This is a genomic window from Methanofastidiosum sp. (assembly GCA_013178285.1).
In the GTDB taxonomy this organism is placed as follows: domain Archaea; phylum Methanobacteriota_B; class Thermococci; order Methanofastidiosales; family Methanofastidiosaceae; genus Methanofastidiosum.
On the sequence record JABLXD010000037.1, the window covers coordinates 1 to 15,790 of the forward strand.

The following is a 15,790-nucleotide window of genomic DNA, read 5'->3' on the forward strand; positions in this document are numbered from 1 at the left end:
CAGCTTCAGTTGAGCCTATACCTGTTGAAAAAGCTCCTAAAGCACCATAACTACAAGTATGTGAATCTGCACCAACAATCAATCTTCCAGGTGCAACAAAACCCTTCTCAATCATAAGTTGGTGGCATACTCCACCTCTTCCTACTTCAAAGTAGTTGTCTATTTTGTATTTTTTTGCAAAATCTCGCATTCTTTTTGCCTGCTCAGCAGATGCAACATCCTTGTTTGGAACATAATGGTCTGGGATAAGTACTATCTTTTCTCTAATGGGCATTATTCCCTTTGGAAGTTTTTCAAACTGCTCAAATGCAGGTAGCCCTGTTACGTCATTAACCATTACGTAATCTACATTGGCTTCAACTATCTGGCCCGCCTCGACAGTGGCGCCGGCCTTATTCCCGATTATTTTTTCTGATATAGTCTTTCCCATAAAAATCAACTAAAAAATAAAAATTTAAATTATATTATTTTTTTTCAGGTTTTAAGAACATCTTTCTGATATCTTTACCTACTTCTTCTATGAGTTTTTCTTTACCCTCTTTCCTTGCTCTTGTAAGAACTGGTCTTCCTGTGTAGTTCTCCATCATGAACTCTCTAGCAAATTCTCCTGATTTAATGTTGTCAAGGACTTCGTACATTCTTTCTCTGACTGAATCATCGATTATCATTGGTCCTCTTGTTCTTCCACCATATTCTGCAGTGTTAGAAACTCTCTCCCACATGAGTTCTAAGCCACCTTCATAGAATAAGTCTACTATGAGTTTCATTTCGTTTAAACATTCAAAATACGCAATTTCAGGCTGGTAACCTTCACTAACCAATGTTTCGAAACCAGCTGTAATGAGTTCTGTAATTCCACCACAGAGGACACACTGCTCACCGAATATATCTGTGATTGCCTCCTCTTCGAATGTAGTTTCAACTACCCCGGCTTTTGTTAAATTCATGGCCTTTGCCATAGCAAGTGCTGTCTGCTTAGCTTTTCCAGTGTAATCCTGCTCAACAGCAAGAAGTGCTGGAGCCCCAAATCCTTCTTTGTAAAGCCTTCTAAGCTCACTACCTGGTGTTTTTGGTGCAATCATGACTACGTCAACATATTCTGGTGGCTTGATCTGATTGAATGTTATATTAAATCCATGAGAAAAGCTTAGAACATTGCCTTCCTTTAGATTATCCTTTATGTATTTAGTGTAAACATGTGGCTGGACTTCATCAGGTATCAGGATGTGGACTATGTCTCCTGCCTTTGCAGCATCTTCAACACTCATAGTCTTTATACCTGCGTCCTTTGCGCAGTTCCAAGATTTTCCCCCTTCATTTACACCAACGACAACGTCAATACCGCTATCGTGCAAACATAGGGCCTGTGCCCTTCCTTGATTTCCATAACCTATCACGGCTACTTTTTTACCTTGTAAATATTTAAGGTCTGCATCACAATCATAATACATTGTTGCCATACTTTAACCTCCAGTTTTCTTTTCAACATCCCTAGAAATGGCAGTAACTCCCGTTCTAAAGAGTTCTTTTATGCCAAAGTTCTTCATTGTTTCAACGAATCTGTCAATATCTAGCGGATCTGCTGTTATCTCTAGGGTTATTGCTCTTATACTAATATCTACTATATTCGCTTTAAATGCATTGGCTATTTCAATAATCTCTGCCCTATTCTCTTTGTCAGCAAAAATCTTTAATAGACAAAGATCCCTTACAACAGAACTATTTTTATCTAGGATGTTTACCTTTACTACTTCTATAAGTTTATTCAATTGTTTTTCTACCTTTTCTATCTCTCTTTCATCTCCAGTAGTAACTATAGTCATTCTACTCATACCTTCTTTTTCTGAAGGAGAGACTGTTAGAGAATGAATATTAATACCTCTTCTAGAAAACATGCCACTCATCCTAGTTAGAGATCCTGCTTCATCTTCAACTAGAACTGAGATTATTTGTGTCGACATCTTCCCACCCCTATCATCTCATCAACCCTGCCCCCAGGCGGGATCATTGGAAGAATATTAGTTTCAGATTCTATTTTAAAGTCAAGAATTGAAACAACACCAGAATCAAAAGCATTTTTCAACGCCTTTTCAATATCGCTAGTTTTTTCAACTCTTTCTCCGTATGCACCAAATGATTCTGCAAGTTTTACAAAATCCGGGATTGTTCCAAGCTTTGTTCCCGCGTATCTCTTATCCCAGAAAAGTTCTTGCCACTGTCTAACCATACCAAGGAACGAGTTATTTAATATTGCCACAACTACAGGAATATCTTCACTCATTGCAGTAGCTAATTCTTGGCATACCATCAAAAATGACCCATCACCTGCAATATCTAAAACTTGATTATCTGGTTTTGCTACCTTTGCTCCAATAGCTGCAGGAAATCCAAATCCCATTGTTCCAAGGCCTCCAGAAGATATAAACTGCCTTGGTTTTTTAGTGATATAATAGTGAGCTGCAAACATCTGATTCTGACCCACTTCAGTTGTAACTATTGCATTATCTTCAAGGAAATTGTTAATAGTTTTAATGATAATTTCAGGCGTAAGTTTAGATCCGTTCGGTTTAACAGTTTCACATTCTTCACACATATTATGGAGCTGATTTACCCTCTTTCTCCAAACATTTGTATCTTTTTTAACATCCTCATACTTTTTAATAAACTTAATCAGATCTCTTATGACAAGATTAGCATCACCCACAAGGGGAAATTCGACAGGTATGTTTTTGTTTAATTCAGACGAATCTATATCACAGTGAATTTTAACAGCATCAGGCGCAAACGATTCAAGACCCCATCCAGTTGTTCTATCAGAGAATCTGCATCCAATAACTAATAAAACGTCGCAACTATTGATCATTTTATTAGCCCCAAGCCTTCCATGCATTCCCACCATACCAAGTGACAAGGGGTGATTTTCGGGTATAGCCCCTTTTCCCATAAGTGTAGTTGCCACTCCCGCTCCAAGATATTCTGCAAGTAATCTCAAATCTTCAGTAGCATTTGCAAGTATTACTCCCCCTCCTGCAAGTATTAATGGCCTCTCTGCTTCTACAAGTTTCTGAGCGATTCTCTTAAGTTGCAGTGGATTTGGAACAATACTCGGATTATAGCCTGCAAACTTGACTTCTCCATGATGATACTCTTTAGATCTTTTCTGCTGAACATCATTGGGCAAGTCTATAACTACAGCACCTTTTCTTCCAGTATTTGCAATTTTGAAGGCACCTTTAATAGTTCTAGATAAATCGTTTGTTGACTTGACTAAAAAATTGTGCTTCGTTATTGGCATCGTTATTCCAAAAGTATCTGCCTCTTGAAATGCATCTGTGCCTATAGCTTTTGTTGGGACCTGCGCTGTAAAAGCCACCACCGGAATCGAATCCATTGTTGCGTTTAATAATCCAGTTATTAGATTTGTTGCACCAGGTCCAGAAGTTGCCATACACACTCCGGGTTCTCCCGAGGCTCTTGCATAACCATCTGCAGCATGAGCTGCTCCCTGTTCATGTCTTACTAAAATGTTTCTAACATCAGTTTCTTCATAGAGTTCGTCATAAAGGGGGATTAACTGACCTCCAGGGAATCCAAAGATATTTTTGACATTTTCTTCTTTTAAGCACTTTATTACAATTTCTGTTCCTTTTAATCCTTCATTCATTTCGTTTTCCCCTCTTTACTAATTTTTCTTAGTTTGTTTATCGCCTCTATAGCTGCATTGACACTAGTCATGACTATATCTGGTCCAACACTCTTTCCTAAAGCTTTGATTCCATCCTCGTTTGTCATCTTAACAGAAACCTGGCATAATGCGTCAGAACCGCCTGTTATTGCCTCAAGTCTGTATTCTTCGAGTGTTATCTTTTCTGGAACAACAGATTTTAATGCATTTAATGCAGCGTCGACAGCCCCATTTCCTATATTTGAGCCCACTTTCTTATTTCCATTTATGTTTAGGATAGCTGTTGCTGTTGGGGTAATATGAAGCCCAGAAATAATTGACATTTCTTCTAGCTTTACCTCTTTTTCTTCATCTGGTACTTTTCCAACGTAACCAGCCGCTATTGCAATTAGATCTTCATCAGTAATCTTCTTTCCACTTTCTCTTATCTGTTTAACATCGTCAACAATCTCTAAGATCTGCTCTTTTGTCAGTCCGATACCAAAGTCTTTAAGCTTCTTTTCAACAGCGTGGAGCCCTGTGTGTTTTCCAACAACAATCTCACTTTCTCTTCCTACTAACTTTGGAGTAAGAGGCTCATAACAGAAGGCTTTGCTTAGTACTCCGTGAACATGGATACCAGATTCATGAGCAAAAGCATTTTCTCCAACGATTGCTTTGTTTGGTTGTACAACTACTCCAGATATTCTCGAGACAAGTTTAGATATATAGGTAAGTCTTGTAGTATCAAGAGAGAATCTTACTCCGTAAAGAGCCATTAGACTCATTACTGTTTCCTCTAGAGAAGCATTTCCTGCTCTTTCACCTAGACCATTTACTGTACAATGAACCTGTTTAGCACCACTTTCAACTGCGGCTAGAGAATTTGCCACAGCAAGACCAAAATCATTGTGGCAATGAATGCTAATAGGTACATTAATATCATCAACAAGCTCTTTTATTAAGTATCTCATTGCTTTTGGCATTATAGTTCCAACTGTATCTGGCACATTAATATAATCCACGCCTGCATCTCTTACCGCTCTATGCATCTCTTTAAGATATTCTAATTCTGTTCTTGTTGCATCTTCACATGAGAACTCTACTTCAACCCCATGATCTTTTGCATATTCCACACCTTCTACCGCCTTACTCATAATCTCTTCTTTTGACATCTTAAGTTTGAATTCTCTATGAAGAGGGGAGGTAGCAATAAATGTATGAACTCTATCAACATTACAATCTAATGCTATATCAATATCTTTTTTATTTGATCTTGCAAGTCCACATACTTTTGCCTTAAGCCCCATGTCACATACTTTTTTTATGGCGTCTTTCTCTCCAGCAGATGTTATGGGGAATCCCGCCTCAATAGCGTCAACCCCTAAGAGATCAAGACTCTCTGCTATCTTCATCTTTTCTTCGATGTTGAATGCAACACCAGGGGTCTGCTCTCCATCTCTAAGAGTTGTATCAAATATCTTTATACCTTCTATATTCATTTTTTCTAATACTTTTTTGTTGTAATCACTTACACAAATAACTTCTTCCATGCTATCCACCCATTATAATTGATAATGTAGTAAGTATCCTAAAAGAAAATAAATCACTTACAATTTTAATATTACAGGTAAGACTACGGAGAATCGTTAGAAAGAATTTATACCTTTGCGAGGGGCAAAAATGCACCCCCCCTAATTACTAACTCCATAGTATGCACCTAATGCATTTTAAAGCCAATTTATTTCTTTTTAAGTTTTTCGGTTATTTTTAAATAAAAATCAATTGAAAATAAAAAATATAATTTTATATGGCAGTTTTTTTAATTTCTAGCCTTCTAGCAATGAATTTTTCTATTTCAATAACAAAGAAACTTGTTGTTGCTACTAGAGTCAAGGGAATCCACCAGATTGCAGGAAAGGGTGCTGTTCTGAAAGGGCTTGTACCAAATAGGGGTTCTGAATATACTAGAATTACTTGCAATACTAAAGTTGTCATAGCACCTATTATTAACCACTTGTTTCTGAATGGATTTATTTTAAATGCTGTACCTTTCAAGGACCTTGCAGTAAATAGGTAGCCAACTTCGATCATTATTATCGTAGTGAATGCAATTGTTTGAGCCTGCGGCATATATTCAAGTGAGTTACCTACTGAATCGAAGAACAGTAAATACATTGAGAATATCATTGCCACTTCTATTATAGATACTATACCAACTCTTCTAATGAAAAACTTGTTGAACAATTTTTCGTTAGGGTCCCTTGGAGGCCTATTTAACAAATCCTTTCCTGCTGGTTCCCAGATTAATGGAATTGCGCATGCAATAGCAATAATTAAATTTACCCAAAGTATCTGTACAGGCTCAATTGGTAGTCTATGACTAAAAAGAGGCACTAAAGGTGCTAAGAACAAGGCTCCTGCCATTGCAAGTCCTTGACCTCCATTTGTTGGCATTATATATAATATGACTTTCCATATATTATCGTAGACATGCCTGCCTTCTTCAACAGCATCAACTATTGTGGCAAAATTATCATCAGTCAATATTATGTCTGAGGCTTCTTTACTAACTTCAGTTCCACCCTTACCCATAGCAACTCCTATATCTGCTGCCTTCAATGCGGGCGCATCATTTACTCCATCCCCCGTCATTGCAACTATATGCCCTCTTTCCTGCAATTGTTTTGTAATTCTGTACTTATGCTCTGGTTCAACTCTTGCATAAACTGAGACATCATTAACTACTTTGTATAGTTCTTCATCAGTCATATCAGAAATTTCTTTTCCTGTTAAAACACTGTCTTCACCATCTCCAATTTTCAGCTGTTTAGCAACCGCTTTAGCAGTGAAAGCATGGTCCCCAGTAATCATTACCGGTCGAATCCCTGCTGTTTTACATTTTTCAATAGCATCAATAGCCTCCTTCCTTGGTGGGTCTATCATCCCTTGGGCCCCTACAAATGTCAGATCTGAGATATCTATTTCTTCAAGAGAAAGCTTGTCAGTAGGAACCTTCTTGTAAGCCATAGCCAAGACTCTCAAAGCATCTTTAGCCATACTCTCAACGTTTCTCATTATCAAGTCTTTATCAAGAGGAATTTTTTTTCCATCAACTAGTTGATCTTTACAAGATTTTAGGATTCTCTCAGGGGATCCTTTAACATAAATGAGGTTTGTATCCCCTTCCTCATGCAGTGTTGCCATATATTGTTGTTTTGGATCAAAAGGTATTTCGTCTAATTTTAGAAGTTTTTCATCAACGCCTGCTTTTGTAGCCGAAACGATCAAAGCTGCTTCTGTGTGGCTACCTTTTGCAACATATCTATCTTTTTCTATGGCTATACCTGCATTGTTACAAAGAAAACCTGCCCTCAAAGTTTGGATAAGTTCTGGCGTTAGTTTCGCTTTTGTATTCTTATCTTTTTCCAGAATTTGGCCTATAGGTTCGTATCCCACACCTTCAACAAAGTAGAATTTATTGCCGCTAAATATACGAACAGCAGTCATTTCATTTTTAGTAAGCGTTCCTGTTTTATCTGAACAAATTACTGTTACGCTACCTAATGTTTCTGCAGCCGGTAAGTTTCTTACTATTGCATTTCTTCTCGCCATAGCTGTAGATCCAACCGCAAAAGCAGCTATTATAGCTCCTGCAAGGCCTTCAGGTATTAAAGCTACAATCATACCTATCATTGCAAGGAACATATAGACTATCTCATATCCTTCTATAACACCGAGCCCAAAAACTAAGACTCCAAAAGATACTATTGTAATAATTAGTAATTTTACAAAAGCAGATATTTTTTTTAGTATTGGAGGTGTAGTTTGTCCAGAACTTTTCATAAGTTTTGCTATCTTACCAATTTCTGTATCCTCTGCAGTTGCGTAGGCAATACCGTGCCCCCTGCCACTTGTTACAAATGTTCCCCCATATGCCATACAAAATTTTCTTTCGTCATCTTTCTTATTGGGGTCGTCTTCCGCACCCTTGTAAACGGGCATCGATTCTCCTGTAAGCATTGACTCATCTAAGTGTAAACTCTTTGAAGATGTTATTCTAAGGTCAGCAGGGACTTTATCGCCTGACTCGATAATTACAACATCCCCTGGAACTAATTCTCGTGCAGGAATTACCTTAGTTTCACCATCTCGTATTACTTTACATTTATCCACTAACATATCTTTTAAGGCATCAATTGAAGCCTCTGCTTTACCTTCTTGAATAAATCCAATTATGGCCGTTGCTAGAACAACTCCAATTATTACCCACATATCCATTATAATATCTTCTTCTCCCATGAATGCCCATAGGAAGAAACATGCAAAAGCTGCCACTATCAAAACTATAAGCAGCGGATTATTGAATTGCATTAAAAATCTGACAAGAGGACTTTTTTTCTTAAATTTAATCTCATTATAACCATATTTTTCAAGTCTAGAAAATGCCTCTTTAGAGGAGAGTCCACCCGTGGATGAATCCAACTTCTTTATAGTTTCTTTAGTATTTAACTCACACCAATCTAATTTTGTTTCCACAAGTACCCCTCCTTTATCTTTATTTTGCATAACAATAGAAGTAATATATTTCTCCTTATAAAATTTTGCCTTGCCTAACTTTTTAGTTAATTTTTTAAATATATTTAATTAACTTATTACTAAGTGAGAAGATGGTAGCTAATTTGTTAAATTTTAAAGACAAATCCTCAATGGGGATCATTTATTTTGTATTAATTACGTTTATTATTACATATTTAATGCTTGCATTTGTTTATGTTAACGGTGGACTAAAATATGAGAACACATTTGCATTTTTAATAGTTATGATGTTTATACCGTTAATAGTTTCTTCTTTGCTAACTAAATTTTACCTAAAAAGACCAATTTCATCATTCGGAATAAAAATAGGAACTGGCATTAAGTATTACTTAGCCGCATATTTCTACCCTTTTATAGCCATTGGACTTGGAATTCTTTTATTTGTCCTGATGAGATTAGGTACTTTTAGTACCAATTTGGATTTAATTTTTCCAAGCCAGTATGGCATCCCGATATATATCTATTTAATTAACTATGCCATCGCCCCTGTTTTCCCCAATTCTATCTTTGCATTTGGAGAAGAATATGGATGGCGTGGTTACCTTCAGGATCTTTTACTAGAAAAGTTTTCAATACTTAAAACTCTTATAATTACAGGTATAATCTGGGGACTTTGGCATGCACCATTAATCGCAATGGGCTATAACTATCATCAATATCCCTTACCAGGTGTATTCCTCTTTACACTATGGACCATCTTTGTAGGTATTTTCTTTGGATGGTTAAAAATTAAGTCAAAATCAGTTCTTACTGCCGCACTCGGACACGGGGCGATTAATGCTTATGTGGGATTTGGAATACTTTTTGCACAAACAAATAATCAGCTTTTAGGTGTACCTTTTGGTCTACCTGGATTACTTGCATTCCTAATACTTGCAATAATATTTCTTTGGGATTTAAAGAGAAGTTATCCCCAAAAGTTCTGATATAGCATTCTCTAGAATATCAATTGATTTTAGGTATTCATCAGTGTCAATGTACTCCATATCAGTATGATCTAAAGAGGAATCTCCAGGGCCATAGGTAACAATGTTTTCTGTTAATCTAACAAGTAAATTCATATCTGAAGAGCCAGTCTTTTTCTTATACTTAGGGGAAAATCCATTTTCTCTTATTGTCTTTACTAATGTTTTTACAAGTATGTTGTTCTTTGAAGTTATTACCCCATCCACACCTTCAACAAGCTCAATTTCACCATCAATCAATTGTTTTATTTCTTTCAACACCTCTTGATATGGCAGGCCTGGTGGAACTCTAAAATCTATTGTAACTTTACATTCACTTGGCACCACATTACTCTCAGATTCTGCAAATATTGAAGTTGGTGAATAACTAAGTGATTCAAAAAGATTATTTCCTTTATGTAGATTAGAAACTTTATTTGAAAAATCTATGAACTTTTGGATTGGATTCTCTTCCTCTGCAGATGAATGCGAAGCTTTACCTTTGAATAATAGCTTTAACAATAATCTACCCTTATACCCTATTGTGATCCCATCGAAAGAACCTGGCTCACCTAAAAATATATAATCAGCATTTATTTTTTTCATTAATTCAAGAGTTCCTCTAGAATTTGGGGCCTCTTCTCCAGTAACGCCTGCAAAAATCATAGTTCCTTTGAATTTTTTATCTTTGAATCTTATAAAAGCAGAAAGAAGCGCTGCAAGAGGAGACTTAGCGTCACAAGCTCCTCTGCCATAGATTCTATTCCCATCAATTCTAAACGGAAGTTCTCCACTAACGGTGTCCATATGGCTAGTTAAAAGTATATAGGGAGAGCCAGATCCAATCTTGGAAATAATGTTCCATTCTGTGTCTTGCTCAACATCTAAATTTTTGTTTTTAAGAAAATTAAATAAAAAATCAGAGACTTCTTTTTCATTCTCTGAAGGGCTATATATTTTTATTATATCTCTAAGCAGATTAACTTCTTCCAATAACTTCACCTGTTGCCTCCACAACCCTGTCAATATGTTCTTTTTCAATTATTAATGGAGGGAGGTATCGGACTACAAGTTTACCTGCTGTAAGTGCAAGTATTTTTTTCTCCATGAGCTGTGCAAGATATGGCCCTACTTTTTGTTTCATTTCAATACCTATCATGAGGCCAAGACCTCTTATGTCTTTGTAAACAGATTCGTCTATGTTCTTTCTAAGCTGGGATAAGAAGTATTCCCCATTCTCTTTTGATCTTTCTACTAGCTTTTCTTCTTTTAGAGCCCTTATAGCTGCAAGTGAAGCATTACATGCCAAAGGATTTCCCCCAAACGTTGACCCGTGTTCCCCTTTGTCAAACTTTGCAAGATCTTCCCTTACAACAGTTGCTCCCATAGGTATTCCTCCAGCTATTCCCTTTCCTAAACATAGTATATCTGGTGAAACATTGTATCTATTAATTGCAAATAATTCTCCAGTTCTCCCAAATCCAGTTTGCACCTCATCTACAATCATCAATATTCCTTTTTGATCGCAAATCTCCCTAATCCCTTTTATAAACTCCATATTTGCAGGTTTAACTCCACCTTCACCTTGAACAGGTTCTACTATAATCGCCGCAGTATTATCTGTGATTACATCTTGAAGTTTTTCTAGATTGTTATATGCAGTATGACAAAAACCAGGTATCAGTGGGAGGAAAGGTTTTTTGTATTCAGCTTTCCAGGTTGCAGATAAGGCCCCCATAGTTCTCCCATGGAATCCAAATGTAAATGAAACAATATCTGTCTTCCCTGTAATTTTTCTTGAAAACTTTAATGCTGCCTCTACAGCTTCTGCACCAGAGTTTGAAAGAAATGTTTTTGTAAGTCCTTTTGGAGTAATCTCTGCAATTTTTTCCAAAAGTTGGGCCCTCTTGTCATTATAGAATATCTCAGGGCACGAAATCAAAGTATCAGACTGCTCTTTTATTGCTTGAACTATCTTTGGATGGGAGTGCCCAAAGAGACATACTCCATGACCTGCAACGCAGTCTATGTATTCGTTGCCTTGACTATCGTAGAGATAAACACCTTTACCTGATACAATTTCTAAATCCCTCTTATAGTATACTCCACTACCATATTTTTCTTCTAGGTCTTTGTAGATCATCTTGAAATCACCGTTCTCTTGCCATTCAAGGCATTTTCTAATGAATTATCTAGATTTCCCCGCGCAATTATTACTCGAGGACTTCCCTGTTCTATAGCTTCTTTTGCAGCAAGAAGTTTTTTCTTCATCCCCCCGTCTGCAAAATTATAAGCTTCCTCTATTTGCAATAAATTAAGTTCAGTTACAAGCTTTCCATCCTTCAGAAATCCGTCAACGTTTGTCATGACTACCAAGTCAGCTGACAATGCAGACGCTATGGCAGCAGCTGCCCTGTCACCATCTGTGTTTACAATATCTCCTTCCGAGCTTATTGCCAAAGGACAGATTATGGGTAAATATCCCTTCTCAAGTAAAATTGTAATAAGTTCTTTGTTTACCCTCTCAACTTTTCCTGTAAAGTCATCCTTTAATATTTTCTTTTTACCGTCTTCTATTATTTTTATAGAATCCTTTCTCTTAGCAAGCAAGAGCTTTCCATCTGCACCTGACAATCCAAAAGCATTAGCCCCAGACTTTTGAATAAGTTTTACGAGTTCCTTGTTTATCTTTCCAGCCATTACCATTTCCATTATTTGGACTGTTTCAAGATCGGTGTACCTTGATCTAAATCCAGAAACAGATGTAACAAACTTTGTTTCTTTACCAAGTTTTTGAGATATTTCTGTAGTCTCATAAGACCCTCCGTGGACAACTACTATCTTTTCCTTTTTTGAAATTTCAGCTATCTCTTTTGCTAAACTTTGGACCTCTGTTCCAAGACTTCCACCAATCTTTATCACAATCATTTAATCACCTAAATCGGATGGTATCCAATATACTTTAGACCGGTATCTTCTTCAAGGCCGTACATAATGTTCATGTTCTGAACTGCAGCTCCAGCTGCACCTTTCATAAGATTATCAATTGCAGAAAAGACAACCATTCTTCTATTTTCCCTATCAAGTTCAAATCCAACTTCGCAGAAGTTTGAACCCGTTAATATTTTTGGGTCAGGATGCCTATAGATTCCCTTCTTCTGCTTTACAACTCTAAAGAATTTGTTCTGTTCTGAAAACTCTCTATATATTCCTCTTATTTCTTTCTCATCATAAGGCTGATTTAAGAAGAGGTATGTGGTTGAGAAAATTCCCCTAACCATCTCTATAGCGTGTGGGGCCATAGTAACCTTAAATCCAGTTTCCTGCTCAACTTCAGCTATATGCCTATGATAAATTGGGGAGTAACATCTTATTGCCCTTGATCTCTCTGGGTGGTGACTTGACGCACTGAATGAATCTCCAGATGCAGAAGACCCTATTTTACTGTCAATTACTATTCTATCTTTGTCAATGTTAAGGTGTCTAAGTGGATACAAAGCCATAATCATCGAAGTAGCTATGCATCCTGGATTTGCAACTAATCGAGTCTTCTTTATTTCCTCTCTGTGTATTTCTGGGATACCATATACAGCTTCTTCTAAAAGTTCTGGGCATTTATGATCAAGGCCATACCAAGACTTGTATACATCCTTGTCTTTTAGTCTCAAATCTGCCCCTAGATCGATTATCTTAACTCCAGTATCATAAAACTCCCTCAAATAGTCCATCGAAACCCCATGAGGCAGGCAAAAGAATACTAGATCTGAATCAAAAGATTCTTTTATAGATGAGAATTTAATATTAAATCCTCTTAAATTTGGATGAATCATATGCACAAAAGAGCCAGCATTTGACTCAGATGAGATTCTGTCAAGTGTTACTTCAGGGTGATTTACTAATAGCCTTAATAATTCTCCTCCGGTATATCCTGAAGCACCAATAACTGAAACTTTCATTTTAATTACCTCTTTGCTACTTCAATAACATAATCAACTACTTTACCTGGAATATTAACACCTGTTGGCGCAATACTATTCTTAAACTCCATAGTATAATTTACCTCATTTACTAAAAGCTTTCCTTTATCTTCTAGTAAATCAATTGCAACTACTCCTCCACCAACAGCCTCTGCAGCCTTAAGGCAAATTTCTGATATTTCATCAGTTAAAGGGCAATTAGATGCAACTCCTCCTCTTGCCGTGTTAGTGATCCAGTGGGGTGAGCTTCTGTATATAGCTCCAATTACCTCATCCCCTACTACAAATGCCCTAATATCTCTCTCAGGTTTCTTGATATATTCCTGTATGTAAAATACTGAGTGATGATATGAGCCAAGTATTACTTTGTGTTCAATTATACTTTCTGCAGTTTCCTTGTCATTTACCTTGGAAAGTAGTCTCCCCCAAGAACCCGTTGCAGGTTTTAGCACTACAGGATAACCAATTCTTTCAATCGCTTCAAGGGCCTCTTCAGGAGTAAATGCAATATAAGTTCTTGGAGATGGAACTTTGTTTTTTGTCAAAGCCAAAGTAGTTAAAACTTTATCCCCGCAAGTGCTAGCAGTTTCGTAAGAATTAACTGTTTTTACCCCCATCTCATTTAGTACCTTAAGAGAGTAAAGTGCTTTAAGATGACTTATCTCTCTTTCTAATACTACATCATAATCCATTTTTTCAAAATCGGTTATATTGAATATTGCACATCTAGTGTCCATTCTTTCTACATCTATGCTTCTATTTCTAAATTCTTCGAGTAGATACTTCTCGTCAAGTCTGACCCTAGAATAAAGCATTCCTATTTTCATATGATCACTCCAAATTATTAATTACAGCTTCAGTAAAAGCTAGGGTCCCGAGATTTCCACCCAAATCTTTTGTTCTCTTGCCTTCACCAAATGTTCTGAAAATACTATTTCTTATTTTATCTCCTTCTTTCTTTTCTCCAAGGAAGTCTAACATCATCGCAGCTGAAAGAAAAGTAGCAGTTGGATTGGCAATATCTTTACCTGCATACTTTGGCGCTGAACCATGTACCGGCTCAAATAGTCCAGTTTTTTCCCCTATATTTCCTGAAGGTGCTATACCAAGGCCTCCAACAAGTTGAGAAGCTTCATCTGATAAGATATCCCCAAACAAATTAGTTGTTACAACTACATCAAATCTTTCTGGTTCTTTGATTAATCTCATTGCCATTGCATCTACTATTACTTCTTCAGTTTCTATATCTGGAAACTTTTCAGAAACTGATAACACAGTTCTTCTGAAAAGACCGCAGGTTTTTCTCAAGACGTTTGCCTTGTGAACCACAGTAACTCTTTTTCTGTTGTTATCTCTGGCATATTTGTATGTAAATTCAGCAAGTCTTCTTGAAGCTCTTTCAGAAATGTGTCTTTCTGCTATTGCAACTCCATTCTCTTCTCTTTCAATTCCCTTATACATACCTTCTGTATTTTCTCTCATTATGACTATATCGATATTTGGCCTTGAAATTTCAATTGGAAGGCTTTTAATTGGCCTTACGTTTACGAATAGATCAAGCTCCTTTCTTAAAGTTACAATTGCACTCTTATAGTCAACAATATCTGGCGGTGAGGAAACAGCTCCAAAAAATGTTGCATCGGCATTTCTACATTCATCAATTGTTTTTTGTGGAATTGAAGTCCCATTTTTTAGATAGCAATCATACCCGGCTTCTGCATATGAGTAATTAAAATCTAAATTAATGTGAGAAAGTAACTTTAGTCCTGCATCAATTACATCATTTCCTATGCCGTCTCCCCCGATAACGCAAATATTATATGCCATCTTCAAGCTCACCTATATCATGATTTTTTAAGAAATTGACAATTCCGCCTGCATCAATAATTTTAATGATAAACTCTGGAAAGCCTTTTGATTTGACTTCTTTACCGGTCTTTAGAATCTTAATTGTCCCTTCCTTTAACTTAACTTCAATCTCTTCTCCATCATTTACAAGACCGTACAATTCATCTGAAATCATAATTGGAAGCCCTATGTTGATACAGTTTCTGTAAAATATTCTAGCAAAGCTCTTTGCAATTACAGCCTTAACCCCGGATGCTTTTATAGCAATTGGGGCATGCTCCCTCGAAGAGCCACATCCAAAGTTCTCCCCTGCTACTATGAAATCGCCAGTCTTTACAGTCTTTGAGAAGTCTGGTCTTACCTCAAAAAAGCAATGTTCAGCAAGTGCTTTTGGATCTGTAGTAACATTATACCTTCCTGGTATTATCTCATCAGTATTAACGTCATCGCCAAATTTGAATACTTTTCCCATTAAATCACCTCTCTTGGGTCTGTTATCTTTCCTGTAAGTGCAGTCGCTGCGGCTGTTGCAGGAGATGCAATAATAATTTCTGCTTTATCAGAACCCATTCTACCTATAAAGTTCCTATTCATAGTGGTCAAGGCTCTATCTCCAGGTGCAAGTACACCTTGATGCCTACCAATACATGGGCCACATCCAGGATTACATACCATTGCACCTGCATCCATGAATATTTTTATGTATCCTCTGTTTATTGCCTCAAAATAAACTTCATTTGATGCCGGAACAATTACTG

At 36.8% G+C, this 15,790-nt stretch carries 15 protein-coding genes; 1 reads left to right on the forward strand and 14 read right to left on the reverse strand.

Going from position 1 to position 15,790, the window contains the following annotated elements:
- The 6 genes from HPY60_09745 to HPY60_09770 form a co-directional block, all read right to left on the reverse strand.
- Positions 1 to 430 (reverse strand): 3-isopropylmalate dehydratase large subunit (locus tag HPY60_09745; GenBank protein NPV51461.1); only part of this gene is annotated, 430 nt, incomplete at its 3' end.
- A 34-nt stretch (positions 431 to 464) separates the two neighbouring features.
- A complete protein-coding gene (ilvC, locus tag HPY60_09750) occupies positions 465 to 1,460 on the reverse strand; it encodes a ketol-acid reductoisomerase (GenBank protein ID NPV51462.1) in 996 nt (331 codons plus the stop codon).
- A gap of 3 nt (positions 1,461 to 1,463) precedes the next feature.
- A complete protein-coding gene (gene ilvN, locus HPY60_09755; protein ID NPV51463.1) occupies positions 1,464 to 1,961 on the reverse strand; it encodes an acetolactate synthase small subunit in 498 nt (165 codons plus the stop codon).
- Complete coding sequence (gene ilvB / locus HPY60_09760; GenBank protein NPV51464.1) at positions 1,946 to 3,664, reverse strand: biosynthetic-type acetolactate synthase large subunit; 1,719 nt, start codon at positions 3,662 to 3,664, stop codon at positions 1,946 to 1,948. The genes ilvN and ilvB overlap by 16 nt, the downstream gene beginning before the upstream one ends.
- Positions 3,661 to 5,217, reverse strand: a complete 1,557-nt coding sequence (locus tag HPY60_09765) for a 2-isopropylmalate synthase (protein NPV51465.1) — start codon at positions 5,215 to 5,217, stop codon at positions 3,661 to 3,663. The genes ilvB and HPY60_09765 overlap by 4 nt, the downstream gene beginning before the upstream one ends.
- A gap of 253 nt (positions 5,218 to 5,470) precedes the next feature.
- Positions 5,471 to 8,233, reverse strand: coding sequence for an HAD-IC family P-type ATPase (locus HPY60_09770; protein NPV51466.1), 2,763 nt, complete (start codon positions 8,231 to 8,233; stop codon positions 5,471 to 5,473).
- 101 nt (positions 8,234 to 8,334) lie between these two features.
- On the opposite strand from HPY60_09770, the gene HPY60_09775 reads away from it, so the two are divergent.
- Positions 8,335 to 9,189, forward strand: coding sequence for a CPBP family intramembrane metalloprotease (locus HPY60_09775; protein ID NPV51467.1), 855 nt, complete (start codon positions 8,335 to 8,337; stop codon positions 9,187 to 9,189).
- Here HPY60_09775 and HPY60_09780 read toward each other — a convergent pair.
- The 8 genes from HPY60_09780 to HPY60_09815 form a co-directional block, all read right to left on the reverse strand.
- Positions 9,160 to 10,200 (reverse strand): M20/M25/M40 family metallo-hydrolase, encoded by a 1,041-nt coding sequence (locus HPY60_09780; GenBank protein ID NPV51468.1) that lies wholly within the window; start codon positions 10,198 to 10,200, stop codon positions 9,160 to 9,162. The genes HPY60_09775 and HPY60_09780 overlap by 30 nt on opposite strands.
- Positions 10,187 to 11,350 (reverse strand): aspartate aminotransferase family protein, encoded by a 1,164-nt coding sequence (locus HPY60_09785; GenBank protein NPV51469.1) that lies wholly within the window; start codon positions 11,348 to 11,350, stop codon positions 10,187 to 10,189. The genes HPY60_09780 and HPY60_09785 overlap by 14 nt, the downstream gene beginning before the upstream one ends.
- Positions 11,347 to 12,135 (reverse strand): [LysW]-aminoadipate kinase, encoded by a 789-nt coding sequence (locus HPY60_09790; protein ID NPV51470.1) that lies wholly within the window; start codon positions 12,133 to 12,135, stop codon positions 11,347 to 11,349. Before HPY60_09790 ends, HPY60_09785 begins: the two co-directional genes overlap by 4 nt.
- An 8-nt stretch (positions 12,136 to 12,143) precedes the next feature.
- Positions 12,144 to 13,163 carry an N-acetyl-gamma-glutamyl-phosphate reductase gene (locus HPY60_09795; protein NPV51471.1) on the reverse strand — a complete coding sequence of 340 codons (1,020 nt, stop codon included), beginning with the start codon at positions 13,161 to 13,163 and terminating at the stop codon, positions 12,144 to 12,146.
- 5 nt (positions 13,164 to 13,168) lie between these two features.
- Positions 13,169 to 14,011, reverse strand: a complete 843-nt coding sequence (lysX, locus tag HPY60_09800; GenBank protein ID NPV51472.1) for a lysine biosynthesis protein LysX — start codon at positions 14,009 to 14,011, stop codon at positions 13,169 to 13,171.
- Between the two features lie 4 nt (positions 14,012 to 14,015).
- Positions 14,016 to 15,011 carry an isocitrate/isopropylmalate dehydrogenase family protein gene (locus tag HPY60_09805; protein ID NPV51473.1) on the reverse strand — a complete coding sequence of 332 codons (996 nt, stop codon included), beginning with the start codon at positions 15,009 to 15,011 and terminating at the stop codon, positions 14,016 to 14,018.
- Positions 15,001 to 15,504, reverse strand: a complete 504-nt coding sequence (locus HPY60_09810) for a 3-isopropylmalate dehydratase small subunit (GenBank protein ID NPV51474.1) — start codon at positions 15,502 to 15,504, stop codon at positions 15,001 to 15,003. The genes HPY60_09805 and HPY60_09810 overlap by 11 nt, the downstream gene beginning before the upstream one ends.
- The coding region (locus HPY60_09815) for a 3-isopropylmalate dehydratase large subunit (GenBank protein ID NPV51475.1) at positions 15,504 to 15,790 on the reverse strand (287 nt) is incomplete at its 5' end. The genes HPY60_09810 and HPY60_09815, both read right to left, overlap by 1 nt.

Excerpts from the sequence above, each read along its gene's own strand:
- ilvC (NPV51462.1), bottom strand. The coding sequence starts at position 1,460 with ATGGCAACAATGTATTATGATTGTGATGCAGACCTTAAATATTTACAA.
- ilvN (NPV51463.1), bottom strand. The coding sequence starts at position 1,961 with ATGTCGACACAAATAATCTCAGTTCTAGTTGAAGATGAAGCAGGATCT.
- ilvB (NPV51464.1), bottom strand. The coding sequence starts at position 3,664 with ATGAATGAAGGATTAAAAGGAACAGAAATTGTAATAAAGTGCTTAAAA.
- HPY60_09765 (NPV51465.1), bottom strand. The coding sequence starts at position 5,217 with ATGGAAGAAGTTATTTGTGTAAGTGATTACAACAAAAAAGTATTAGAA.
- HPY60_09770 (NPV51466.1), bottom strand. The coding sequence starts at position 8,233 with ATGCAAAATAAAGATAAAGGAGGGGTACTTGTGGAAACAAAATTAGAT.
- HPY60_09775 (NPV51467.1), top strand. The coding sequence starts at position 8,335 with ATGGTAGCTAATTTGTTAAATTTTAAAGACAAATCCTCAATGGGGATC.
- HPY60_09785 (NPV51469.1), bottom strand. The coding sequence starts at position 11,350 with ATGATCTACAAAGACCTAGAAGAAAAATATGGTAGTGGAGTATACTAT.
- HPY60_09790 (NPV51470.1), bottom strand. The coding sequence starts at position 12,135 with ATGATTGTGATAAAGATTGGTGGAAGTCTTGGAACAGAGGTCCAAAGT.
- HPY60_09795 (NPV51471.1), bottom strand. The coding sequence starts at position 13,163 with ATGAAAGTTTCAGTTATTGGTGCTTCAGGATATACCGGAGGAGAATTA.
- lysX (NPV51472.1), bottom strand. The coding sequence starts at position 14,011 with ATGAAAATAGGAATGCTTTATTCTAGGGTCAGACTTGACGAGAAGTAT.
- HPY60_09805 (NPV51473.1), bottom strand. The coding sequence starts at position 15,011 with ATGGCATATAATATTTGCGTTATCGGGGGAGACGGCATAGGAAATGAT.
- HPY60_09810 (NPV51474.1), bottom strand. The coding sequence starts at position 15,504 with ATGGGAAAAGTATTCAAATTTGGCGATGACGTTAATACTGATGAGATA.